The organism is Mesorhizobium sp. M0815 (assembly GCF_040319995.1).
Lineage (GTDB): Bacteria > Pseudomonadota > Alphaproteobacteria > Rhizobiales > Rhizobiaceae > Mesorhizobium.
On the sequence record NZ_JAMYOU010000001.1, the window covers coordinates 229,373 to 252,564 of the forward strand.

Annotated in this window: 20 protein-coding genes and 1 riboswitch; of the genes, 13 read left to right on the forward strand and 7 right to left on the reverse strand. The window is 63.3% G+C overall.

The genetic code is table 11. The features are described from left to right. Nucleotides 1-223: 223 nt before the first annotated feature. Nucleotides 224-799, reverse strand: a complete 576-nt coding sequence (locus tag NKI01_RS01090; RefSeq protein ID WP_023720117.1) for a GNAT family N-acetyltransferase — start codon at nucleotides 797-799, stop codon at nucleotides 224-226. A gap of 65 nt (nucleotides 800-864) precedes the next feature. On the opposite strand from NKI01_RS01090, the gene NKI01_RS01095 reads away from it, so the two are divergent. Beyond that, nucleotides 865-2,193 (forward strand): DNA polymerase IV, encoded by a 1,329-nt coding sequence (locus NKI01_RS01095; RefSeq protein ID WP_023720118.1) that lies wholly within the window; start codon nucleotides 865-867, stop codon nucleotides 2,191-2,193. 5 nt (nucleotides 2,194-2,198) lie between these two features. On the opposite strand, the gene NKI01_RS01100 is transcribed toward NKI01_RS01095, so the two are convergent. Next, nucleotides 2,199-2,705 (reverse strand): hypothetical protein, encoded by a 507-nt coding sequence (locus tag NKI01_RS01100; RefSeq protein ID WP_023720119.1) that lies wholly within the window; start codon nucleotides 2,703-2,705, stop codon nucleotides 2,199-2,201. Between the two features lie 173 nt (nucleotides 2,706-2,878). Between NKI01_RS01100 and NKI01_RS01105 the strand changes: the two genes are divergently transcribed. Further along, nucleotides 2,879-3,760, forward strand: a complete 882-nt coding sequence (locus NKI01_RS01105) for a DMT family transporter (protein WP_352547349.1) — start codon at nucleotides 2,879-2,881, stop codon at nucleotides 3,758-3,760. Between the two features lie 9 nt (nucleotides 3,761-3,769). Here NKI01_RS01105 and NKI01_RS01110 read toward each other — a convergent pair whose 3' ends face one another. From NKI01_RS01110 to NKI01_RS01120, 3 genes are all read right to left on the reverse strand, one after another. After that, nucleotides 3,770-4,573, reverse strand: a complete 804-nt coding sequence (locus NKI01_RS01110) for an ion channel (protein ID WP_352482189.1) — start codon at nucleotides 4,571-4,573, stop codon at nucleotides 3,770-3,772. A gap of 58 nt (nucleotides 4,574-4,631) precedes the next feature. Next, nucleotides 4,632-8,159, reverse strand: coding sequence for a DNA polymerase III subunit alpha (gene dnaE, locus NKI01_RS01115; protein WP_352961578.1), 3,528 nt, complete (start codon nucleotides 8,157-8,159; stop codon nucleotides 4,632-4,634). Between the two features lie 477 nt (nucleotides 8,160-8,636). Then, nucleotides 8,637-10,649: an acetyl-CoA carboxylase biotin carboxylase subunit gene (locus NKI01_RS01120; protein WP_352961581.1), complete on the reverse strand. Its 2,013-nt coding sequence runs from the start codon at nucleotides 10,647-10,649 to the stop codon at nucleotides 8,637-8,639. A 213-nt stretch (nucleotides 10,650-10,862) separates the two neighbouring features. Here NKI01_RS01120 and NKI01_RS01125 point away from each other — a divergent pair, with 213 nt between their 5' ends. The 7 genes from NKI01_RS01125 (at nucleotide 10,863) to NKI01_RS01155 (ending at nucleotide 15,852) form a co-directional block, all read left to right on the forward strand. Continuing rightward, entirely contained in the window at nucleotides 10,863-11,990 is a 1,128-nt protein-coding gene (locus NKI01_RS01125; RefSeq protein WP_352961583.1) for an S-(hydroxymethyl)glutathione dehydrogenase/class III alcohol dehydrogenase, read from the forward strand. After that, the gene (locus NKI01_RS01130; protein ID WP_352961585.1) at nucleotides 11,987-12,235 is read left to right on the forward strand and encodes a hypothetical protein; all 249 of its coding nucleotides are present in this window, start codon (nucleotides 11,987-11,989) and stop codon (nucleotides 12,233-12,235) included. The genes NKI01_RS01125 and NKI01_RS01130 overlap by 4 nt, the downstream gene beginning before the upstream one ends. Nucleotides 12,236-12,275: 40 nt before the next feature. After that, nucleotides 12,276-12,845, forward strand: a complete 570-nt coding sequence (gene gfa / locus NKI01_RS01135; RefSeq protein WP_352792021.1) for an S-(hydroxymethyl)glutathione synthase — start codon at nucleotides 12,276-12,278, stop codon at nucleotides 12,843-12,845. 66 nt (nucleotides 12,846-12,911) lie between these two features. Next, complete coding sequence (locus tag NKI01_RS01140; RefSeq protein WP_352961588.1) at nucleotides 12,912-13,379, forward strand: YaiI/YqxD family protein; 468 nt, start codon at nucleotides 12,912-12,914, stop codon at nucleotides 13,377-13,379. 4 nt (nucleotides 13,380-13,383) lie between these two features. Next, a complete protein-coding gene (locus NKI01_RS01145) occupies nucleotides 13,384-14,061 on the forward strand; it encodes a DUF1345 domain-containing protein (RefSeq protein WP_352482182.1) in 678 nt (225 codons plus the stop codon). A 101-nt stretch (nucleotides 14,062-14,162) separates the two neighbouring features. Continuing rightward, the gene (locus NKI01_RS01150; protein ID WP_352961590.1) at nucleotides 14,163-15,041 is read left to right on the forward strand and encodes a cytochrome b/b6 domain-containing protein; all 879 of its coding nucleotides are present in this window, start codon (nucleotides 14,163-14,165) and stop codon (nucleotides 15,039-15,041) included. Nucleotide 15,042: 1 nt separating this feature from the next. Further along, the gene (locus NKI01_RS01155) at nucleotides 15,043-15,852 is read left to right on the forward strand and encodes a molybdopterin-binding protein (RefSeq protein WP_352844199.1); all 810 of its coding nucleotides are present in this window, start codon (nucleotides 15,043-15,045) and stop codon (nucleotides 15,850-15,852) included. A 23-nt stretch (nucleotides 15,853-15,875) separates the two neighbouring features. On the opposite strand, the gene NKI01_RS01160 is transcribed toward NKI01_RS01155, so the two are convergent. Continuing rightward, nucleotides 15,876-16,364, reverse strand: coding sequence for a DUF3011 domain-containing protein (locus NKI01_RS01160; protein ID WP_352961592.1), 489 nt, complete (start codon nucleotides 16,362-16,364; stop codon nucleotides 15,876-15,878). 211 nt (nucleotides 16,365-16,575) lie between these two features. Here NKI01_RS01160 and NKI01_RS01165 point away from each other — a divergent pair, with 211 nt between their 5' ends. After that, nucleotides 16,576-17,394, forward strand: a complete 819-nt coding sequence (locus tag NKI01_RS01165; RefSeq protein ID WP_352961594.1) for a transporter substrate-binding domain-containing protein — start codon at nucleotides 16,576-16,578, stop codon at nucleotides 17,392-17,394. A gap of 12 nt (nucleotides 17,395-17,406) precedes the next feature. Here the strand turns inward: NKI01_RS01165 and NKI01_RS01170 are convergent, their stop codons facing one another. Then, complete coding sequence (locus NKI01_RS01170) at nucleotides 17,407-18,405, reverse strand: hypothetical protein (protein WP_352547341.1); 999 nt, start codon at nucleotides 18,403-18,405, stop codon at nucleotides 17,407-17,409. A 203-nt stretch (nucleotides 18,406-18,608) separates the two neighbouring features. Next, nucleotides 18,609-18,695: riboswitch (glycine riboswitch) on the forward strand. A gap of 148 nt (nucleotides 18,696-18,843) precedes the next feature. Here NKI01_RS01170 and gcvT point away from each other — a divergent pair. From gcvT to gcvP, 3 genes are read left to right on the forward strand one after another with little or no spacing between them, the layout of a single operon-like run. Beyond that, entirely contained in the window at nucleotides 18,844-19,944 is a 1,101-nt protein-coding gene (gcvT, locus tag NKI01_RS01175) for a glycine cleavage system aminomethyltransferase GcvT (protein WP_352495367.1), read from the forward strand. 5 nt (nucleotides 19,945-19,949) lie between these two features. Continuing rightward, complete coding sequence (gcvH, locus tag NKI01_RS01180; protein ID WP_352482176.1) at nucleotides 19,950-20,318, forward strand: glycine cleavage system protein GcvH; 369 nt, start codon at nucleotides 19,950-19,952, stop codon at nucleotides 20,316-20,318. Nucleotides 20,319-20,334: 16 nt separating this feature from the next. Then, nucleotides 20,335-23,145, forward strand: coding sequence for an aminomethyl-transferring glycine dehydrogenase (gene gcvP, locus NKI01_RS01185; protein ID WP_352482175.1), 2,811 nt, complete (start codon nucleotides 20,335-20,337; stop codon nucleotides 23,143-23,145). Nucleotides 23,146-23,192: the final 47 nt, after the last annotated feature.

Genomic DNA, 23,192 nt, shown 5'->3' on the forward strand with positions numbered 1-23,192 from the left:
CGATATAGCGCGCCAGATCGTCGGAAAGCTGCTTCGCCCCTTGCCTGTCGACCGCTTGGCCGAAGGCCGGTCCGCTGCAGGCAAGCAGTAAAACAAGTGGCAAAACGCGCTTCATGTCGATCCTCACTTATTCGCGGCCGTCAAACCGTTTCTATCACTGGTAGGGAATTACCATCACAACCGCAAGGCGAGCCGGACGGATCGATGTCGCCCGCGGCATTGCCTAAAGCACCAGCCGTACCAGCGGCCGGCCCGGCTTGCGCTCGACCAATCGCTGGAACCCGGCCTTTTCGAAGACCCGCGACGAGCCGACGAACAGCCCGATCGAGCGCGAATCCTTCGATAGATCGATCGGGCAGGCCTCGATCAGCCGGGCACCATTTTCCCGTGCGAAGTCGATGCCGCCTGTGACCAGGCGGTGCGACAGGCCCCTGCCGCGTGCCCTGGCGCGGATGAAAAAGCAGGAGATCGCCCAGACGCCGGGATCGGTGGCATCGGCGGGGTCGAGCGGCGCCGACCCCCTGCCCTGGTTGTTCCATTCGGGCACGTCGGCGCGCGGGCCGATCTGCATCCAGCCGACCGCCTGACCACCCTCGAAGGCCAGCAGGCCGGGCGGCGGCCCGGCCTCGATCCGGGCCTTGATATGATCCTTGTTGCGCTCCCGGTCGCTCGCGCGGCGCGCTGCCGGCGACAGCCGGAAATGTGTGCACCAGCAGCCGTAGCAGGCGCCTTGCTTACCGAAAAGATCTTCGAAATCCGCCCAAAGCTCGGGCACTAGCGGCGCTATGGTCGTATTCATGAGTTCTCTCCCGGCCCACCTTGTCGTGGCGTCCGTCCTGACGTACCATTGCATTTGTTCTCTTTATGTTCGCAGCGATGGCGGCCCCTGTCAACAATCCCGAACACGGTTTTTGCCGCGACTGCCTGAATTTTCAGCGCAGCGAGGCACGCCGTTGCGAGCGCTGCGGCAGTCCGCGGCTTGCGCGCCATCCCGAGCTTTACCGGCTGCGCCTTGCCCATATCGATTGCGACGCGTTCTACGCGGCGGTCGAAAAGCGCGACAACCCGGCATTGAAGGACCGGCCGTTGATCATCGGCGGCGGCAAGCGCGGCGTCGTCTCCACCGCCTGCTATATCGCCCGCATCCATGGCGTGCGCTCGGCAATGCCGATGTTCAAGGCGCTCGAAGCCTGCCCGGACGCGGTGGTCCTCCCGCCGGACATGGAAAAATACGTCCGCGTCGGCCGCGAGGTGCGCGCCATGATGCAGGCGCTGACGCCGCTGGTCGAGCCGCTCTCGATCGATGAGGCCTTCCTCGACCTCGCCGGCACCGAGCGCCTGCATGGCCTGCCGCCTGCGGTGGTGCTGGCGCGCTTCGCTCTCAGCGTCGAAAAGGAGATCGGCATCACCGTTTCGGCAGGCCTGTCCTATTGCAAGTTCCTGGCCAAGGTGGCCTCGGACTTCCGCAAGCCGCGCGGCTTTTCGGTGATCGGCGAGGCCGAGGCTATCGGCTTCCTGGCCGAGCAGCCGGTGACGCTGATCTGGGGCGTCGGCAAGGCCTTTGCCGCCACGCTCGAGCGCGACGGCATCCGCACCATCGGCCAGCTGCAGCGCATGGAACGCGGCGACCTGATGCGCCGCTATGGCGTCATGGGCGACCGGCTCTACCGGCTTTCGCGCGGCGAGGACGACCGCCGCGTCGTTCCCGACCAGGACGCGAAAAGCGTCTCGGCGGAAACCACTTTCGACACCGACATCGCCTCCGTCGAGGAACTGGTTTCGGTGCTGAGGGCGCTGGCGGAGAAAGTCTCGGCCCGGCTGAAAAAATCCGGCATTGCCGGACGCACCGTCGTCCTCAAGCTGAAGACCCAGGATTTCAAGATCCGCACGCGCAATCGCCAGCTCGGCGATCCGACCCGGCTGGCCGACCGCATCTTTCAGACCGGGCTCGAGCTGCTACGCAAGGAAGCGGATGGCACGAAATACCGGCTGCTCGGCATTGGCGTCAGCGATCTCTCCGACGATGACCGGGCGGACCCGCCCGACCTGGTCGACGTCAAGTCACGCAAGCGCGCCATGGCCGAAGGCGCCATCGACACGCTGCGCGGCAAGTTCGGCCGCAGGGCGGTGGAAACCGGCTATACCTTCGGCAAGGGCCGTGATGCGCACCCGCCCGAACCGATCGAGGAGTGATAGTGCTAAGTGCGCCGCAGATCGATCCGGCTGGTAATCACGCGCTCGCCGGTTTTCGGGTCGACGTCGATAACGGTCAGCCGCATGCCGTCCTCGCCATTCTTCTCGACCGTCATTTGCGCCTTGCGATCGCCATTGACCTCCTTGGCCCAGCGGATGCCGAGATTGATTGCGTTGCCTTTTCGGCTGCCGCTCAATTGCGCCGGCCCGGTGCGCGATCCGACATAGGTGCCGCTGTATTTCGTCCCGCTGGACCTGAGGTCCGCGCTGATGTCGCGCGTCACCAAGATAAGACCGCGGCAGCTGCCGTCGAGCGACAATGAGTTCGACGTCGCGTCGGAATTGAAGTGACAGGAGACATTCACCGTCGGCGCATCGGTGGTGACCTTGACGATGCCCTTGCCGGCGAAATTCCCCTGGAATGAGCGAAGAAAATCCGGATCGTCGGCATGCGCTGCGCCGGCCCCGGCCGCCAGGCAGCCGGCAAGTACAAATCGTGCGAGTGATTTCATCGGACCGCTCCTCGTTGGTATCCAAACACAGCACGCAAACACTGAGGGACCAACGCTTCCCTCAGCGGCGGGTTCCGGCTTCAACATCACTGTTTGCAACGCTTCACGGCTGGCCCAGTCAAATGCGTCGGCTAGCGGTTGCGATGAAAGCGCCGGCTTGCGACATAGCGCGCATGGTACCCGCACCCTCGATCCCCAAGGCCGCGTTCTGGATGGCGCTGTCGATCGCCTCGTTCCTGGCGATGTCGGTCGCCGGCCGGGCCACGACGGCAGAGCTCAACGTCTTCCAGGTGCTCGAGCTGCGCTCGGTGATCGGCTTTTTCATCCTGCTGCCGCTGGTCATGATGTCAGGCGGTTTTGCGGCGATGCGCACCGGGCGTCCGCTGGCCCATATCGCCCGCAACGTCGTCCACTATACCGGCCAGGCTGCCTGGCTTTACGCCCTGACGCTGATCCCGCTTGCGGTGCTGATCTCGATCGAATTCACCACGCCGATCTGGACCGCCCTGCTGGCGGTCGTTTTCCTCGGCGAAAGGCTCTCCCGGCCACGGCTTGCGGCAATCGTGCTGGGGCTGATCGGCGTGGTGATCATCGTGCGTCCGGGCGTCGGCGCGGTCAATCCGGGGCAGGTTATCGTGCTGGGAGCCGCGGTCTGCTTCGGCGTCTCGGTGGTCCTCGTCAAGTCGCTGACTCGGACGGACAGCGTCGTGCGCATCATCTTCTGGATGCTGATCATCCAGTCGGTGCTTGGCCTCGTCCCGGCGCTGTACGAATGGCGCAACCCGCCGCTCGAGCTCTGGCCGTGGATCCTGCTGATCGCGTTTACCGGCATGTCGTCGCATTTCTGCATGGCCCGCGCACTTGTCTATGCCGATGCGACGGTCATCTCGCCAATGGACTTTTTGCGCGTACCGCTGTCGGCGGTGATCGGATGGCTGCTTTATCACGAGCAGATCGACGCCTTCACCGCCGGCGGCGCCCTGCTGATCCTGCTCGGCAATCTGCTCAATCTGCAGAAAAAAGCCGCCAAACCGGCTGAGGTGGCAGCATCGTAGCCCTGCAATTCAATCGCCATCGTCGGGTATGTTCAGAACGTGCCCACAGGCCTTGCAATGGACGGCGTCAGGCTCGTGCCGCTGCAGCCCGCATTGCGGGCAAGGAAAGAACACCTTGGTGGGACGGAAGAGCGCCTGCGCAAGCCTGACGAACAGCGATATGCCGATGATCATGGTGGCGATCGCGGTGAGCTTGCCGGCCACGCCGGGCAGGACGATGTCACCGAAACCGGTCGTGGTAACTGTGGCGACGGTGAAATACAGCGCATCGACATAGCCTTCGAGACCGCCCACGGTGCGGAAGAAGAAGGTGTAGACGAAGCCGGTGATGACAAAGAGGAACGTCAGGAAATTGATGACCGCGCGGCTCGCCTCGCGCCATCGCCTGAAGCCGCGCATCTCGAGAAATCGCCACAGCGCGCCGCTACGCGACAGCGACCACAGCCGCAGGATGCGCAAAAAACCGAGATTGGCCAGCGCCGTAGGCATCAGCAGAGTCAGCAGGATGAAGGCATCGATCCACGACGCCGGCTGTCTCATCAGGCGCAGCATGTCGTTGGAGGCAAGCAGCCGGGCAATCATGTCGGCGGCGACGAGTGCTGCCACGGAGTAGTCCAGCCAGAGGAACGAGGACGACTTCTGGATCACCGGCGTGGCAATAAAAAAGGCAATGATGGCGAGGTCGATGACAACAGCCGCAAGCTGAAACCGGAACGCCGCCGCTGTGCGCCCGTGATATAGCTTGCGCAGCATGTCGCGGAGCCGCGCCAAGGCTGAAGAATCCTGCGCTCCACTCTTGTCTATTGCATTCATGGCGACTGCGATAACGTTTGGGCCACCAGCCGTCCAGTGTTGCCAGCCGGGCAGCCGGCTACACCAGCTCCACTTCCACCACGCCTGGCACAGCGCGCATCGCCGACGCGATCTGCGGCGAGACGCGGTAGCGGTTGGGCAACTCAATCTCGACCTCGCCCTCGCCGCCTTCCTTGATGACGATGATGCTCACCTGACTGTCGCCACGCTGCCCAAGTTGCGATTGGATTGTCGATGCCGGTGCGTCATTTCTGACGAAGATGCGCAGCGCTTTCTGGATGCGGCTTGCCTCGTCCTCCAGCGACTGCACGGTCTGGATGCGCAGATTGACGCCTTCCGGCCTGTCCTCGGCCGAAACGGTGATCACCACCGAGCGGCCGGGTTCGAGCAGGTCGCGGTATTGTGCCAGCCCCTCCGAAAACAGCACCGCTTCATACTGGCCCGACGTGTCGGAAAACTGCACGACGCCCATCTTGTTGCCGGTGCGCGTCTTGCGTTCCTGCTTGGTGGTGACGGTACCGGCGAGCCGGCCGGCGGCAGCACCGCGTTTGACGGCGGCCGAAAACTCGCCCCAGGTCTGCACCCGTATTTTCTGCAGCGCCGCCTTGTATTCGTCGAGCGGATGCGCCGAGAGATAGAATCCAACCACCTGGAATTCGCGGTGCAGGCGGTCGGCGGCGAGCCAGGGGTCGGTCGCCGGCAGGTTGAGTGCCTGCGACTGTGCGCCAAGCGAGGCGCCAAAAATGTCATGCTGGCCGGTGACGGCATTCTGCTGCGCCAGCGATGCCAGCCCCATCATCCGCTCGACGCCGGCCATCATCGCCGCGCGGTCGAGGCCGAAGCAGTCGAGCGCGCCGGCCATAATCAGGCTTTCGAAGACGCGCTTGCCGACGATCTTCGGATCGACCCTTTCGCAGAAATCGGCGAGGCTCTTGAACGGTTTTTCGCCGCGCGTGGCGACGATGTGCTCGACCGCCGCGTCGCCGACGCCCTTGAGCGCGGCCAGCGAATAGAAGATGCGGTTCTCGCCGACCTCGAAATCCCGGAACGACGTCATCACCGATGGCGCCACCACTTCGATGCCGAGACGCAGCGCATCCTGGCGGAAATCGGCGAGCTTGTCCGTATTGCCCATGTCGAGCGTCATCGATGCGGCCAGGAATTCGACCGGGTCATGCGCCTTCAGATAAGCGGTCTGGTAGGAGACGACGGCATAAGCGGCCGCATGCGATTTGTTGAAACCGTAGTCGGCAAACTTTGCCAGCAGGTCGAAGATGAAGTCGGCTTGCGGCTTGCCGACGCCGCGCTCGACCGCACCGGAAACAAAGCGCTCGCGCTGCTTGTCCATCTCGGCGCGGATTTTCTTGCCCATGGCGCGGCGCAGCAGATCGGCTTCGCCTAGCGAATAGCCGGAAAGCTCCTGCGCGATCTGCATCACCTGTTCCTGGTAGACGATGACGCCTTGCGTCTCCTTGACGAGATGGTCGATCTTCGGGTGGATCGACGCCATCTCCTCCTCGCCGTGCTTTCTGGCGTTGTAGGTCGGGATGTTCTCCATCGGCCCCGGCCGGTAGAGCGCGACCAGCGCGATGATGTCCTCGATACAGTCGGGCCGCATGCCGATCAGCGCCTTGCGCATGCCGGCACTTTCCACTTGGAACACGCCGACCACCTCGCCGCGCGACAGCATGGCGTAGGTTTCCGGGTCGTCGAGCGGAATGTGGGCGAGATCGATCTCGATGCCGCGGCGGCGGATCAGCTTGACCGCCCTGTCCAGCACGGTCAGCGTCTTCAGCCCAAGGAAGTCGAATTTCACCAGCCCGGCCTGCTCGACATACTTCATGTTGAACTGTGTGACCGGCATGTCCGAGCGCGGATCGCGGTACATCGGCACCAGTTCCCACAGCGGCCGGTCGCCGATGACGATACCGGCGGCGTGCGTCGAGGCGTGGCGGTAGAGACCTTCCAGTTTCTGCGCCGTGTCGAGCAGCGTTTGCACGATCGGCTCCCGCTCGGCCTCTTCGGCAAAGCGCGGCTCGTTGGCGATGGCGTCGGCGAGCTTGACTGGATTGGCCGGGTTCGACGGCACCATCTTGCTCAGTTTATCGACCTGACCATAAGGCATCTGCAGCACACGGCCTACGTCGCGCAGCACCGCGCGCGCCTGCAGCGTGCCGAAGGTGATGATCTGGCCGACCTGGTCGCGGCCGTATTTCTGCTGGACGTAGCGGATGACCTCCTCGCGCCTGTCCTGGCAGAAGTCGATGTCGAAGTCGGGCATCGACACGCGGTCGGGATTGAGAAAGCGCTCGAACAGCAGCGAAAAGCGCAGCGGATCGATGTCGGTGATAGTCGTCGAATACGCAACCAGCGAGCCGGCGCCCGAACCGCGGCCCGGCCCGACCGGAATGCCTTGCGCCTTGGCCCATTTGATGAAGTCGGCAACGATCAGGAAATAGCCGGGATATTTCATCTTCTCGATGACCCCGAGCTCGAAATCCAGCCTCTCGCGATACTGGTCGGCCGTGTAGCCGGGTGTGAGCCCATGCGCCGCCAGCCGCGCGTCCAGCCCTTCATGCGCCTGCCGGGCAAGCTCCTGCGCCTCCGCTTTAACCGCTGCGTCGGCGTCGGCGACATCGCGGCCGGCAAAGCGCGGCAGGATCGGGTTGCGGGTCTTCGGATAGTAGGAGCAGCGCAGCGCGATCTCGACGGTGTTGTCGATTGCTTCCGGCAGGTCGGCGAACAGCCTCGCCATATCGGCCTGGCTTCGCAGGAAGTGGTCGGGTGAAAGGCGGCGGCGATTGTCGGCCGCAACCACGGAGCCTTCGGCGATGGCGATCAGCGCGTCATGCGCCTCATAGTCTTCACGAGAAAAGAAAAACGCCTCGTTGGTGGCAACCAGCGGCAGATCGTGGCGGTAGGCGAGGTCGACCGACGACTGCTCGATCGTGCGGTCGTAGCCGGACACGCGCTCCAGCTCGACATAGAGCCGGTCGCCGAACAGGCCCTTGAGCGCCAGGAGCCGGGTCTCGGCGAGTTCGCGGCGGTCCTCTTTCAAGGCATTGCCGATCGGGCCTCGCGGCCCGCCCGTAAGGCAGATCAGACCGTCGGAGTGGCCCTGCAGCATCTCGGTCGTCAGATGCACCGCTTCCCCGGGCGGTGTCTCGAGGTAGACGCGGCTGACCAGCCTGACCAGATTGCTGTAACCGGCCTCGGTTGCGGCGATCAGGACGACGGGCCGCATCTCCGGTCCTTGCCGCCTGCGGTCGCGCTGGCTGTCGCTCGCCTCGCCGGAAAAGGCGAGGTCGATCTGGCAGCCGATGATCGGCTGGATGCCGTCCTTCCCGGCTTTCTGGGCGAATTCCAGCGCGCCGAACAGATTGTTGGTATCGGTGACGGCTATTGCCGGGCACTCGTCCTGCACCGCATGGCCGACGATCTTGCCGAGCTGCAAGGCGCCTTCGAGCAGAGAATAGGCCGAATGCACGCGCAGATGAATGAACCGACGCGCCGCCTGCTCCGCCCGCGACGCCTTCGCATAGGCCTCGCGCAGCAAGGGATCGCGTGGAAGTCTCTCATCCGCCATGGTTTTTTCGCGCCGCCTCACAAGGACTCAGTCGATGAAGATGTATTGTCCGGCACCGGGTAACACGAGTCCAGCGGAAGCGATTGGAGCTTTGTGAGTTTAGAGCAACCGCCGAACCTGCCAATCTCCCCCCTCGTGGGGGAGATGTCCGGCAGGACAGAGAGGGGCGCTGTCCCGCCGACGTCAGGCCTGAAAACAAAAAACCCGCCACAGCGGGCGGGTCGTTGGAGCCATTTAGCACGATACCCAAATTAATAGCATAGCTGCCGGCACAAAGCAAGAACAAAATACGTTGCGGCGGCAAAAAAGCGAATTCCGCACGCCCGAGCCTCGTTGCCCAACGAATTGTCAGGTCGCGTTTCTTCGCGCCACTCTCTGTCCTGCCGGACATCTCCCCCACGAGGGGGGAGATTGGCCGTCACCTCGGCTTTCGCTAATCTCCAACGTCCCAGGCCGGCGCCGAGGCGGATTTCAGCCTCACGCGAATTGCATGATCACCGCATCGACCGCAAGGCTGTCGCCGGGCTTGGCGTTGAGCTTCGATACGATGAGATCGCGCTCGGCGCGCAGCACGTTTTCCATCTTCATCGCCTCGACCACCGCCAGCGTCTCGCCGGCCTTGACCTCCTGCCCCTCGGCAACCGCAATCGACACGACGAGGCCAGGCATCGGGCAGAGCAGCATCTTCGACGTGTCCGGCGCCACTTTTTCCGGCATCAGCCTTTCGAGTTCGGCGGTGCGCGGCAGCATGGCGCGGGCTGTCACAGACATGCCTTTCCAGGCAAGGCGGAACCCGTTCAGCACCGGCCTGACCTGCGCCGCGACTTTGCGGCCGCCGACCGTGCCGCGCCAGATGAGATCGCCCGGCCGCCAGTCGGAGGTCACCCTCAGTGCCTTGTCGCCGTCGATTGTGAGGTCGAGCTCCATCGGAATGGAAATCATGCCTTCGACGATGGCGACCGAAAGATAATCCCGGCCGATCTTCACCGCCCAATCGCGTTTCAAGGCGCCGGAATGCGGCGCCAGCCGCCCGCCCAGCCGGTCGAGCCGGTCGCGGCGCAGCAGTTCGACCGCGGTGGCGATCGCGGCCAGCACCGCTTTCTCCTCGGCGTCTGGCACGATGGGCGCGAAGCCGTCTGGGTATTCCTCGGCGATGAAAGCGGTCGATATCAGCCCTTCCCGCCAGCGCGGATGCTGCATCAGCGCCGCCAGGAACGGTATGTTGTGCTCGATGCCGTCGACGACGAAACTGTCCAGCGCTTCCGACATCGCATCTATTGCCGCAAGCCGTGTCGGCGCCCAGGTGCACAGCTTGGCGACCATCGGATCATAGAACATCGAGATTTCCGAGCCTTCGGTGACGCCAGTATCGTTGCGGATGACTATTTCGCCAAATTGCCCCTCGTCCGGCGGCCGGTATCTCGTCAACCGGCCAATCGACGGCAGAAAGTTGCGATATGGGTCTTCGGCATAGAGGCGGCTTTCCACCGCCCAGCCGTTCAGCTTGACGTCGCCCTGCTTGATGGCGAGCTTTTCGCCGGCTGCCACGCGGATCATCTGCTCGACCAGGTCGATCCCGGTGACCAGTTCCGTCACCGGATGCTCGACCTGCAAGCGCGTGTTCATTTCCAGGAAATAGAAGTTCTTGTCGCTATCGACGATGAATTCGACCGTGCCGGCGCTCTGGTAGTCGACCGCCTTGGCCAGCGCCACCGACTGCTCGCCCATGGCTTTGCGGGTCTTGGCATCGAGGAACGGCGACGGCGCCTCTTCTACGACCTTCTGGTTGCGGCGCTGGATCGAGCATTCGCGCTCGCCGAGATAGAGCGTGTTGCCATGGGCGTCGGCGAGCACCTGGATTTCGATATGGCGCGGATCGACAATGAACTTCTCGATGAAGACGCGGTCATCACCGAACGAGCTTTTGGCCTCCGACCGCGCCCGGTCGAAGCCGTCGCGCACCTCTGCCTTGCTCCAAGCGATGCGCATGCCCTTGCCGCCGCCGCCGGCCGAGGCCTTGATCATCACGGGATAGCCAATTTCGCCGGCGATCTTTTCGGCATGGGCGGCGTTGTCGATGACGCCGAGCCAGCCGGGCACCGTCGAAACCTTGGCGGCGTTGGCGAACTTCTTCGATTCGATCTTGTCGCCCATTGCCTTGATGGCCTTGGGCTTCGGGCCGATGAAGACGATGCCTTCCTGCTCCAGCGCCTCGCAGAAGGATGCCCGCTCGGACAGGAAACCGTAGCCGGGATGCACGGCCTCGGCCCCTGTCGCCTTGCAGGCTGCGATGATCTTTTCCGGGGCCAGATAGCTTTGCGCGGCGGGAGAAGGGCCGATATGCACCGCCTCGTCAGCCATTTCGACATGCACCGCGTCGCGGTCGGCGTCGGAATAGACCGCGACGGTGGCGATGCCCATCTTGCGCGCAGTCTTGATCACGCGGCAGGCGATCTCGCCACGGTTGGCGATCAGGATCTTTGTGAACATGCAGGCCTCGTCCCTCGGCTGCCCTTCTTTTCTGGGCTTCCCGTTTTATGGGCTTCAGGGGGCCGGTCAAGGCAAAGTCGGAGCCTATCCCGGATGCAAATCGGCGAGCTCTGACGAAAATCCGGGATCAGAACGTCGCTTCGTGCATAGCGCAGAGCTGAGTGGTAAGTTAAATCTAACCTGGATTGCAGACTGCCATGGGAGGATTGCCTGATGAAAACGCGCGCCGCTGTCGCCGTCGCCGCCGGAAAACCGCTGGAGATCATGGAGGTCGACCTCGACGGTCCCAGTGATGGCGAGGTGCTGGTCGAGATCAAGGCAACCGGCATCTGCCACACCGACGAGTTCACGCTGTCGGGCGCCGACCCGGAAGGCCTGTTTCCGGCGATCCTCGGCCATGAGGGCGCCGGCATCGTCGTCGACGTCGGCAAGGGCGTCACCTCGGTCAAGAAGGGCGACCATGTCATCCCGCTCTATACGCCGGAATGTCGGCAGTGCCCCTCCTGCCTGTCGCGCAAAACCAATCTGTGCACCGCGATCCGCGCCACGCAGGGACAGGGCTTGATGCCTGATGGCACCTCGCGCTTCTCGATCGGCAAGGACAAGCTGTTCCACTATATGGGCTGCTCGACTTTCTCCAATTTCACCGTGCTGCCGGAGATCGCGGTGGCCAAGGTCAATGCCGACGCCCCCTTCGACAAGATCTGCTACATCGGCTGCGGCGTCACCACCGGCATCGGCGCTGTCATCAACACGGCCAAGGTCGAGCAAGGCGCGACCGCTGTCGTCTTCGGCCTCGGCGGCATTGGCCTCAACGTCATCCAGGGCCTGCGCCTTGCCGGCGCCGACATGATCATCGGCGTCGACCTGAACAACGACAAGAAGGCCTGGGGCGAGAAATTCGGCATGACGCATTTCGTCAATCCGAAGGAGGTCGACGGCGATATCGCGGCTCATCTCGTTAACATGACCAAGCGCGGCGCCGACCAGATCGGCGGCGCCGACTACACGTTCGACTGCACCGGCAATACGAAAGTCATGCGGCAGGCGCTTGAATCGTCCCACCGTGGCTGGGGCAAGTCGGTCATCATCGGCGTTGCCGGCGCCGGCCAGGAGATCTCGACGCGGCCGTTCCAACTGGTTACCGGCCGCACCTGGATGGGCACCGCCTTCGGCGGCGCGCGCGGCCGCACCGACGTGCCGAAGATCGTCGACTGGTACATGGACGGCAAGATCGAGATCGATCCTATGATCACCCACACGCTGAAGCTCGAGGACATCAACAGGGGCTTTGACCTTATGCATGAAGGCAAGTCGATCAGGAGCGTGGTAGTCTATTGAAGGAGGTACTGATCCGGGTTCGGATCCGATATCCGAATTTCAGTGAGTCGCTCAGTATGCAGAGCTGGCAATTCGGCGAACATCTTTGGGTAGCGCTTAGGAATAGCAACCGCATTCGCATCGACCTCGATGATATCGACCGTGGCAGAGAAGAAATATCGTTTCTGGTGCGTGATACATATCTGAGCAAGGCGCTCAAGGTGGTTGAGCGCGTCAAGCACACCGTATGGAGAATGAAGCGGTAATCGAAACGGAACCAGCATAGAACCAAGGGAGGAAACAAAAATGCCGGAAAAACTGCATCCTAAGATCGACAATGGACTGCCCCGGGAAAAGGCCGACTTTGCCGGCGGCACGCTGGTCTGCGCCTGCACCAGCAACCCGGTCAAGGTGAAGGTCAAAGGCCAGATCGCCCATAACCATGCCTGCGGCTGCACCAAATGCTGGAAGCCGGAAGGCGCATTGTTCTCGGTCGTGGCGGTTGCCGGTACGGGCGACGTGACGGTGACCGAAAACGGCGACAAGCTGAAGGTGGTCGATCCGGGCGCGCTGATCCTGCGCCATGCCTGCACGGGTTGCGGCGTCCACATGCATGGCCCGGTCGAGCGCGATCACGCGTTCAAGGGGCTCTCCTTCATCCATCCGGAGCGCTTCCAGGAGGATGGCTGGTCGCCTCCAGGCTTCACCGCCTTTGTCTCGTCGATCATCGAATCCGGTGTCGATCCGAGCCGCATGGAGGGTATAAGGTCACAGCTGAAGTCGATCGGGCTCGAGCCTTATGACTGCCTCAATCCTGGCTTGATGGACTATATCGCCACCTGGACGGCAAAGAGATCCGGCGCGTTGCCGGCCTAGTAGCCGCTCGACTATCATCGATCGAGCCGGGCGACGTCGCCCGGCTCTTTCACATTTGGAACAACGATGCCCGCACCCGCTATTCTCGTCGATGCCGATGCCTGCCCAGTGAAGGCCGAGGTCGAAAAGGTCGCCGAGCGGCACGGCATCGTCGTCACCTTCGTCTCCAATGGCGGCTTGCGTCCATCGCGCGATCCGATGATCCGCAATGTCGTCGTCTCCAAGGGTGCGGACGCCGCCGACGACTGGATTGTCGAAAGTGCCCGGCCCAACGACATCGTGGTGACCGCCGACATCCCGCTTGCTGCCCGCGCGGTGGCGCTTGGCGCCCATGTACTCGGCCCGACGGGACGCCCGTTTACGCCTGAGACGATCGGCATGGCGGTGGCGATGCGCGACCTCAAGCAGCACCTGCGGGAGACCGGCGAAAGCAAGGGCTACAATTCGAGCTTCGCGCCGCAGGATCGCTCGCGGTTTCTCGGCGAGCTTGACCGCATCTTGCGGCGGGCGCTGAAATCCGCCTCAGCGGACTGAAACCATGACGACCGGTACCCCCACCAGGATGCCCATGCAACGCCACACGCCGTTCGCGCTGTCGGCCTGCATCGGCGTGGCAGCCTTCGCCGCAGCGCTGATCTGGCGTGCGCCGCTTGCCTATTCGATCGGCGCCAATGTGTTCTTTGCCGCCTATCTCTGTCTTGTCGTCGCTCACATGCCGCGGCTTACTGGCAGCTATCTGCGCAAGAATGCAGGCGACACGGACCTGCCGGTGCTGGCCATCTTCGCGGTCACGCTGGTTGTGGTCGCAATTGCCATCATCTCGTTGTTTCAATTGATCAACAGGGAGAAGAGCGCGGATCCCGTCGAGCTTACGGTGGCGTTGTTGTCTATCCCGCTTGGCTGGTTGACCATCCATGCGATGGCGGCACTTCACTACGCACATCTCTATTGGTTGGACGGCGACGCGATGGATGGCGACACCAAAAAGAAAATTCCGGTCGGCGGCCTCGACTTCCCGGGCGGCAAACGGCCGGAAGGCTCGGATTTCCTCTATTTTGCGACAGTGATCGGCATGACGGCGCAAACCGCCGACACCAACATCACGACCTCGCAAATGCGGCGTGTCGTGCTTGTGCATTCGATCCTGTCGTTCTTCTTCAACACGGTCATCGTGGCAGCCGCGGTCAACCTCGCAGTCAGCCTCGGCAGTCCGTAATAAATCCGTGATCGGGTGAAACATCGCTTAAGCTGGCGACGTATTGGGAGGAGAAGAGATCTGACAGGCCGCGGCGAACACGCGGCCGGAGGGAACAACAGATGGAATCGCTTGCCAGAAACCAAGCCGCCGGAGCAGATACCGCCGCGCCGAGCGATGCGACGCTGATCTATCGGCAGTCGCGCTGGACGCGGCTGACGCATTGGCTATGGGCGATCGCGCTGTTCTTCATGCTGCTTTCCGGTCTGCAAATATTTAACGCCCGCCCACAGCTCTACATCGGCAAGGAGTCGGGCTTTGGCTACAACAACACCATCTTCGCCATCGGCGCCGAGAACACGGTGACTGGCCCGCGCGGCTATACCGAGATCTTCGGCAAGCGCTTCGATACCACCGGCGTGCTCGGCTGGTCGGGTCCGGCCGGCCAGGAGACCTCCCGCGCCTTCCCGTCCTGGGCGACGATCCCTTCCTACTACGATCTCGGCACCGCGCGCGTCGTTCATTTCTTCTTCGCCTGGGTGCTGACCACCACGCTGCTGGTCTGGCTGGTCGCCAGTCTGATCAACGGCCATTTGCGGCGCGATCTTGCCCCGCGCCTCGATGATATCAGGCGGCTGCCGCGAGACATTGTCGACCACGCAAGGTTCAGGTTCCACCACAGGCGCGAATACAACACGCTGCAGAAGATGGCTTATGGCGGCGTGCTGTTCGTGCTGCTGCCGCTGATGATCGTCACCGGCCTGGCCATGTCGCCGAGCATGAACTCGGTACTGCCATTCCTGAACGACCTGCTCGGCGGCCGGCAGACGGCGCGCACCATTCATTTCACGGTGATGCTGCTGCTCGTCGCCTTCTTCATCATCCACATCCTGATGATCCTCGCCGCCGGCCCGATCAACGAGCTGCGTTCGATCATCACCGGCTGGTACCGAACCGACCCGCCGGCGCATGGCGACAAAGCACCCGAGAGGAGCGCCTGACATGGCGAAATTCGAGATCAGCCCCAAGCTACAGACAAGCCGAAGAAAATTCCTGACCTCGGCCAGCCTCGGCCTTTCCGGCATCATGCTTTCGGGCTGCGACGCCTTCGACAGCCAGCTTGGCGTCGGCGACGGCCTGCGCAGCTTCCTCGAAAGCGCCAATGGCCTGACCTGGCGGGCGCAGCGGCTGCTTGCCGGCCGTGACGCGCTGGCGCCGGAGTTCACCGAGGCCGACATTCGCCAGCCGCAGCGGCCGAACGGCGTCACCGCGCCCGACGACGATTTCTACAAGGGCCTGCTCGCCAACGATTTCGCCGACTGGCGGCTGGAGGTTTCCGGCCTCGTCGAAAAACCGCTGTCGCTGAGCCGCGAGCAGCTGATGAACATGCCGAGCCGCACCCAGATCACCCGCCACGACTGCGTCGAAGGCTGGAGCTGCATTGCCAAATGGACCGGCACGCCGCTGTCGCTGGTGCTCGACCAGGCGGTGGTCAAGCCGCAGGCGCGCTACGTCATGTTCCACTGCCTCGATACGATCGACCGCAGCCTTGCCGGCGATATCAAATATTACGGCTCGATCGACCTGATCGATGCCCGTCATCCGCAAACGATCCTTGCCTATGGCCTCAACGGCAAGCCGTTGCCGGTCGAGAACGGCGCGCCGCTGCGCGTCCGCGTCGAGCGCCAGCTCGGCTACAAAATGCCGAAATACCTCACCAAGATCGAGCTGGTCGACGGCTTCGCCAATGTCGGCGGCGGCAGAGGCGGCTATTGGGAGGACAATGGCTACGACTGGTACGGCGGCATCTGACCGAAACCTGACTTAAGCCTCATTTAACTGTCGTCGTCGCTGTCGTCGCCGTCGCTGCGCAGGGCCGGATTCAGATCAGGATTGTCGTCAGGGGTAACAAGCTTCCCCAGCCCGTGCGGTCCTTGGTAGTTGCCGTGGGTATCGAAGTTGGGATTGCCCTGATTGTCGAATTGCGGCGTCGGATCGATCGATTGGTCGTAACGGCGCGGGCGCGGCTTCGGATAGTAATTGTCGGAATGATGGCGGTGCGAATTGCCGTCGTCGAGAATGGCGCCTACCACGCCGCCGACGATAATGGCTGCAGCGACGTCGCCAGCAGAGGGATTGCGGTTGGGGCCGGCGACTGCGAATTCGGCCGAGCAACCATTGTCGACCCAGATGCCGCCGCCGTCATAGCCCCAGCTTCTACCATATACGCAACGCGCCTTCGAAAGCCTGGAGGTCAACTGCACGCCACGTCGCGTATCGATCCCGCAATAGGAATAGCGGTAATCGGCGCTGGAGCAGACCATGCGTTTGCCCCCGCAGCCTGCGCTGCCGCCGGCAGCAACGAAAGCTTCGCCGGGTTGCCCAGGATGCAAACCAGGAACATCATCGAACTGCTAACCGCCATCCGTGCCGACATCGCAACTCTCCATCAGGGTCCGCTATCGACAGAATGGCACCTCTGTGTAAATCTGACAACCGGACGGGCTCAGCGAGGTTATATTAATGCGCGCTAAGATGATCGCCACAACTATACTTGCCCTTTCTGCCTGGTTGGCTTTGTCGCTGCTGCCAGCCCGGGCGGATGACAGCCTCAAGCGCATCATCGACCAGAAGACACTGACGGTCGGCGTGGCGCTCAACCCGCCATGGATCCTCAAGAAGGCCGACGGGAAGTTCGCCGGCTATGATGTCGACCTGACCAATGCGCTGGCGTCTGATCTCGGCGTCGACCTGAAGCTGGTCGAGGTGCATTGGAACGACCTCAAGACACGACTGCTCAAGGGTGATTTCGACATGATCGCGGCGGGCTACGCCAGCACGCCGGAACGCGCACGCGAGGTGGTGTTCTCCAACCAGACCGGTACCGCCGATATCCGCATGGTTGCGACGATCGCCAGCCTTGGGAAAAGGCCGGGAAAGGCAGTAGCGGCGCCGGCATACAAGATCGCCGTGTTGTCCAATTCCACCGATGAAGCCGCCGCGAAGGAAGCTTTTCCTAAGGCGACCATCCTTTCTTTCGACAATACCTCAGATGTTTTCGCCGCGATCATCGGCGGCGACGCACAGGCGATGGTCGCCACATCGCCAACGCCGCAAATGGCCGCCAGGCTCTATGACGCGAAATTGAAAATGGTGGGCGGTCCGCTGTTGCGGACGCCGGAGGCGTTTGCCATGCGGCCGGACGATGTCCGCCTCATCCAATACGTCAACAACTGGATCGGCGCGCGTACCGCTGACGGCACCATAGGCGGCGTGCGCCGCTACTGGTTCGGCAGCTTCAAATGGATGTCGCGGTTCGACACCGGCGCCAAGCCGGAACCTGCCAAGCAATAGGTTGGCGACCTGTTATGCGACCTTGTCGATCAGCGGCTTGAGCGCCGGGTGGATTTCCGGCGAGGCGTGCTTGATCAGCGTCAGCAACGCACGCTCGTTCTCCTGCAGCGGCCGGTCGCCGATGTGTTCAGCCAGCCATTTCGCCTCGCCGGCATCGACCGTCTCGGCGCGGCGGGCCAGAGCCTCGGCTGCGTTGTTCCTCGATTCCCATTCGGCCTCGACGTCGCCCGGTGAACGATAGGCCTCCATAATGCCGGACAGGCCACCCGACACCATGCGGCTGAAGAAACCGCCGATCTCCGGATCGGCCTGCTCGAAAAAAGCATCCCGGCGCAGCGCCACATCGCGCACCGGCGCTTCGTAGCCGGCCGAACACATGACGAAATTGGCGATCGCCTTGACGAACAGATCGTTCCACGACGGATCATTGTCGCCCGCCACTGTCCGCTCGTTGATCTTGAACAGCACCTCGGCCTCGGCGCGGCTGATGGCGATGTTGCCATCGCCGCCATAGGCGTAAAGGATGCGGCGCAACAGCTCGACCTCAGCCTTGGCTATCGACCCAGGGATAAGCCTGCCGCCGGTCGTCAGCGGCCCCTTGCCATCCACGACCGCATGAGCGACCTGCTCCAGCGCATAGCCGGAAAGCGTGCTCGGCGATGATTTGGCAACTTCCAGCACGTGCACTAGCAACTCGAGTTCGGTTCGGCTGTCAACCATGCCGTCGCGCGAAATCGCCCGGATCAGCCAGTCGGCATTGTCCTGGGAAACATAGCCGGCCGGCTGTTCCTGGTGGACGATGAAGTCGGTGACGGCCTCGACGAAAAACTCGAGCCATTCCGCGCATTTGTCCCTCGCCGTCGCGTCGAGCGCAAACAGCGCCTCGGCCTCGCCGCGCGTTACCACGCCGTCGCCGAACACTTCGCCGCGCAGCATGACCACGTCTTCCGCCGTGATCCGATTTTTCGAGGTCAGCCCGGCCACTGGCGCGCTCATGATCAATTCGCCCATTTTGTTCCCCGCCCGCCGCCGGCAATTGCCGGCCCTTATCCGGCATATCAGCAAGGTCTTGAGAAACCGGCAAGCGGCGTGGTTAGCGAAGGCTTGCCTGTAAAGAAGGCCCGCAGAAGACTGCCAGTAAAAATGTCGCTGGCAGGTGACAAGGTGTCGTCCACGGGCTATGGATGACGAGTCGAGGGCTCTTAACCGAGTCCTACCTGTTTGCGGGAGAGAGCAGCGAGAGCTGCCGCCGAAGGGGAAATCGCCCGAAATCTCTCAGGCAAAAGAACCGTAGACGGGAAAGACACTCTGGAAAGTCGGGGCTTGCCCCCGCGCCGAAGGTGTAAGCGCTGCCGACAGAGTTACGGGGCGCGAGTCTCTCAGGCTTCAGACAGAGGGGCACGGACTGGTCGCCATTCGCGACCGCTTGCGTGCGACTCTGGAGATGACATGACGGGCGACGACACCAAACACCTTCCCCTCGAAGATCTGCACATGGCAGCCGGTGCGCGCTTCGGCGCCTTCGCCGGCTGGTCGATGCCGCTGACCTATCCGGCCGGCGTGATGAAGGAGCATCTTCACAGCCGCGAGCATGCCGGCCTGTTCGACATCTCGCACATGAAGCTGTTCGAAATCAGCGGCCCGGGCGCAGCAGCGCTTCTGAACCGCGCCTGCCCGTTCGATGCCGGCGCGCTTCAGGTTTCCCAGTCCAAATACACGTTCTTCCTCAATGAGGCCGCCGGAATACTCGACGATCTGATCGTCACCAGGCTCGGCGTCGAGCGCTTCATGATGGTCGCCAATGCCGGCAACGCCGCCGCCGACGAAAAGCATCTGCGTGAACTTGCCGAGGATTTCGACGTGAAGGTGGACGCGCTCGACCGCGTCTTCCTGGCCATCCAGGGCCCCGAGGCATGGGCTGCCCTTTCCCGCGCCGGCATCGAGACCGGTTCGCTGGTGTTCATGCACGGCATCGAGCCGCGCGAAAACTGGTTCATGAGCCGGTCGGGCTATACCGGCGAAGACGGTTTCGAGATCGGCCTGCCGGAAGCGGACGCGCGAACCCTCGTCACCAGGTTGCTCGAGGACGAGCGAGTGATGTGGATCGGCCTTGCCGCCCGCGACAGCCTGCGGCTCGAAGCAGGACTGTGCCTGCACGGGCTGGACATCACGCCGGAGATCGATCCGGCCAGCGCCGGGCTGATGTGGGCCATCCCCAAGGAGGTTCGCGCCTCTGGCGCGTTCATCGGCGCCGATGCATTGCGCGCCATCCTGGAGCGCGGCCCGGCGCAAAAACGCGTCGGCCTGAAGCCGGACGGCCGCCAGCCGGTGCGCGCCGGTGCTGCCCTTTTCGACGCCGACGGCAACCCTGCCGGCCATGTCACCTCAGGCGGCTTCGGCCCCTCGGCCGGTCATCCGGTGGCAATGGGCTACGTCCGGACGCCGCTTGCCAAGCCCGGCACAAGACTGTTCGCCGATGTCCGCGGGACGAAAATCCCGGTCGACATCCACCCCTTGCCCTTCACGCCCCATCGCTACCGCAAAGGATGATTTCAATGGCAAAGACCTATTTCACCGAAGATCACGAATGGCTTCGCGTCGAGGGCGGCATCGCCACCGTCGGCATCACCGATTACGCGCAGCAGCAGCTCGGTGACCTCGTCTTCGTCGAACTGCCTGAGCCAGGGAAAAAGCTGGCCAAGGGCGATACGGCCGTGGTGGTCGAATCGGTCAAGGCGGCATCGGACGTCTACGCACCGGTCGACGGCGAGATCACCGAAGCCAACACCGCGCTGTCGGCCGATCCTTCGCTCGTCAATTCGGCGGCAACCGGCGACGGCTGGCTGTGGAAGATGAAGCTGGCCAATGAGAGCCAGCTCGACGGCCTCCTCGATGAAGCCGCTTACAAAGCCCATATTGGTTGATAGCAGGACCAGCAAGATGACCGCAGCACCCTACCCCTTCTCAGCTCGCCATATCGGCCCGGGCCTCCAAGACGTCAGAGCCATGCTGGCGACGATCGGCGTTCCTTCGGTCGAGACGCTGATCAGCCAGGCAGTGCCGAAGTCGATCCGGCTCGACCGGCCGCTGGCCCTGCCTGCCGCCGCAAGCGAAGCGGAAGCGCTGACCGAACTCGCGGCGACGATGGCAAAGAACACGGTGCTGAAGAGCTTCATCGGTAGCGGCTATCATGGCGTCCATGTGCCGCCGGTGATCCAGCGCAACCTGTTCGAGAACCCGGCCTGGTATACCGCTTACACGCCTTACCAAGCCGAGATCAGTCAGGGCCGGCTGGAAATGCTGTTCAACTTCCAGACGCTAGTGACAGAACTGACCGGCTTGCCGGTGGCGTCGGCCTCGCTGCTCGACGAGGCGACGGCGGTGGCCGAAGCTGTCGGCATCGCGCTGCGCCATCATCGCGACAAGCGCACCAAGGTGGCACTGGCCGGCACGCCGCACCCGCAGACGCTGGACGTCGTTCGCACCCGTGCCGAACCGCTCGGCATCGAAGTCGACGGCGAGGTGATCGACAACAACACCGCCGCCCTGCTGGTCTCCTGGCCGGACACGTTCGGCGTCTATGGCGACCACAAGGCAGCGATCGACAAGGCCCGCGCTGCCGGCGCGCTGGTCGTCTTCATTGCCGATCCGTTGGGCCTGACGCTGACCGATGCACCGGCCAGGCTTGGCGCCGACATCGCCGTCGGCCCGATGCAGCGTTTTGGCGTGCCGATGGGCTTTGGCGGGCCGCATGCCGCCTATTGCGCCGTCTCCGACAGGCTGACGCGGCTGATGCCGGGCCGGCTCGTTGGCCAGTCGACGGACAGCAAGGGCCGTCCCGGATATCGCCTCGCCTTGCAGACACGCGAACAGCATATCCGCCGCGACAAGGCGACCTCCAACATCTGCACCGCACAGGCGCTGCTCGCCAACATGGCGACGGCCTATGCGGTCTGGCATGGCCCTGCCGGGCTGCAGGCGATTGCCGGCCGCGTCCACACGCTGGCCAACCGCCTGGCTGCCGGCCTCAAGGCAGCGGGCGTTTCGGTGCTCGGCGAAAGCCGCTTCGACACGGTGACCGTGGAAGTGAAGGGCAGAGCCGCCGCAGTTGCCGCCGCCGCCGAGAAGACCGGCCGGCTGCTGCGCGTCATCGACGCCGACCATGTCGGCATCAGCTTTGACGAGACCTCCACCGAGGCCGATCTGGAGGCGATCGCAGCACTTTTCGGCGCCAAGGCCGGTGTTGCCGCCGGCAGTTCCATGCCAGGAAAAGCGCGCGGCAAGGAGTTCCTCACCCAACCCGTCTTCCGCGAAAACCACTCGGAAACCGACATGATGCGCTTCTTGCGCCGGCTGTCCGACAAGGACCTGGCGCTCGACCGCGCCATGATCCCGCTCGGCTCCTGCACCATGAAGCTCAACGCCGCCGCCGAAATGATGCCGGTAAGCTGGCCTGATGTCGCCAACCTGCATCCCTTCGCCCCGGCGAGCCATTCGGTAGGCTATCGCGCCATGATCGACGAGCTGGAAGGCTGGCTGGCGGAGATCACCGGCTTCGACGCGGTGACCCTGCAGCCCAATGCCGGCAGCCAGGGCGAATATGCCGGGCTGCTCGCCATTCGCGGCTATCATTTGTCGCGTGGCGAAGGCCATCGCACCGTCTGCCTGATCCCGTCCTCGGCGCATGGCACCAATCCGGCAAGTGCGGCCATGGCCGGCATGAGTGTCGTCGTCGTGCGCTGCACCGAGGACGGCAATATCGACATGGAAGACTTGCAGGCCAAGGCGGCCGAGCATGCAAAAGACCTCGCGGCGCTGATGTTCACCTATCCTTCGACGCATGGTGTTTTCGAGGAAGGCGCACGCGACCTCTGTGCGCTCGTCCACAGCCATGGCGGCCAGGTCTATTTCGACGGCGCCAATCTCAACGCTCTGGTCGGCCTCGCCCGTCCCGGCGATATCGGTGCCGATGTGTGCCACATGAACCTGCACAAGACCTTCTGCATTCCACATGGCGGCGGCGGCCCCGGCGTCGGCCCGATCGGCGTCAAGGCGCATCTGAAGCCATATCTGCCCGGCCACGTCACCGAAGGCTCGGCCCATGCCGTGGCGGCGGCACCGTTCGGCAGCGCCTCGATCCTGCCGATCACCTGGATGTATATCCGCATGATGGGCGCTTCCGGCCTGAAGCAGGCGACCGAGACGGCGATCATCTCCGCCAACTACGTGGCGACGCGGCTTGGCGAGCATTTCCCCCTGCTTTACAAGGGGCGCAACGGACGCGTTGCGCATGAATGCATCCTCGACACCCGCGTGCTCAAGGACAGCGCCGGCATCAGCGTCGACGATATCGCCAAGCGGCTGATCGACTATGGCTTCCACGCGCCGACCATGTCGTTCCCGGTGGCCGGCACGCTGATGGTCGAGCCGACCGAATCCGAGCCCAAGCGCGAGCTGGATCGTTTCTGCGAAGCCATGATCGCCATAGCCGGCGAGGCAGCCAAGGTGGCGAAGGGCGAATGGCCCTTGGCCGACAATCCTCTGGTCAATGCGCCACATACCGCCGCCGAGGCGTTGGCCGGCCAGTGGACCCATCCCTATTCGCGCCTGGAAGCGGCCTACCCCGCCGGCGATGCCGATACGGCGGCAAAATACTGGCCACCGGTGTCACGCATCGACAACGTCGCTGGCGACCGCAACCTGGTCTGCTCCTGCCCGCCGCTGTCGGAATATCTGGGTGCGGCGGAGTAGACCATGATCCCGAAGAGTGGAATCCGGTTTTCGGACAAGATCATGGT

Bases quoted from the DNA above. Each gene is read 5' to 3' on its own strand.
- NKI01_RS01090 (WP_023720117.1), bottom strand. From the start codon at position 799: ATGAATACGACCATAGCGCCGCTAGTGCCCGAGCTTTGGGCGGATTTC.
- NKI01_RS01095 (WP_023720118.1), top strand. From the start codon at position 865: ATGTTCGCAGCGATGGCGGCCCCTGTCAACAATCCCGAACACGGTTTT.
- NKI01_RS01100 (WP_023720119.1), bottom strand. From the start codon at position 2,705: ATGAAATCACTCGCACGATTTGTACTTGCCGGCTGCCTGGCGGCCGGG.
- NKI01_RS01105 (WP_352547349.1), top strand. From the start codon at position 2,879: ATGGTACCCGCACCCTCGATCCCCAAGGCCGCGTTCTGGATGGCGCTG.
- NKI01_RS01110 (WP_352482189.1), bottom strand. From the start codon at position 4,573: ATGAATGCAATAGACAAGAGTGGAGCGCAGGATTCTTCAGCCTTGGCG.
- dnaE (WP_352961578.1), bottom strand. From the start codon at position 8,159: ATGGCGGATGAGAGACTTCCACGCGATCCCTTGCTGCGCGAGGCCTAT.
- NKI01_RS01120 (WP_352961581.1), bottom strand. From the start codon at position 10,649: ATGTTCACAAAGATCCTGATCGCCAACCGTGGCGAGATCGCCTGCCGC.
- NKI01_RS01125 (WP_352961583.1), top strand. From the start codon at position 10,863: ATGAAAACGCGCGCCGCTGTCGCCGTCGCCGCCGGAAAACCGCTGGAG.
- gfa (WP_352792021.1), top strand. From the start codon at position 12,276: ATGCCGGAAAAACTGCATCCTAAGATCGACAATGGACTGCCCCGGGAA.
- NKI01_RS01140 (WP_352961588.1), top strand. From the start codon at position 12,912: ATGCCCGCACCCGCTATTCTCGTCGATGCCGATGCCTGCCCAGTGAAG.
- NKI01_RS01145 (WP_352482182.1), top strand. From the start codon at position 13,384: ATGACGACCGGTACCCCCACCAGGATGCCCATGCAACGCCACACGCCG.
- NKI01_RS01150 (WP_352961590.1), top strand. From the start codon at position 14,163: ATGGAATCGCTTGCCAGAAACCAAGCCGCCGGAGCAGATACCGCCGCG.
- NKI01_RS01155 (WP_352844199.1), top strand. From the start codon at position 15,043: ATGGCGAAATTCGAGATCAGCCCCAAGCTACAGACAAGCCGAAGAAAA.
- NKI01_RS01160 (WP_352961592.1), bottom strand. From the start codon at position 16,364: ATGGTCTGCTCCAGCGCCGATTACCGCTATTCCTATTGCGGGATCGAT.
- NKI01_RS01165 (WP_352961594.1), top strand. From the start codon at position 16,576: ATGATCGCCACAACTATACTTGCCCTTTCTGCCTGGTTGGCTTTGTCG.
- NKI01_RS01170 (WP_352547341.1), bottom strand. From the start codon at position 18,405: ATGGGCGAATTGATCATGAGCGCGCCAGTGGCCGGGCTGACCTCGAAA.
- gcvT (WP_352495367.1), top strand. From the start codon at position 18,844: ATGACGGGCGACGACACCAAACACCTTCCCCTCGAAGATCTGCACATG.
- gcvH (WP_352482176.1), top strand. From the start codon at position 19,950: ATGGCAAAGACCTATTTCACCGAAGATCACGAATGGCTTCGCGTCGAG.
- gcvP (WP_352482175.1), top strand. From the start codon at position 20,335: ATGACCGCAGCACCCTACCCCTTCTCAGCTCGCCATATCGGCCCGGGC.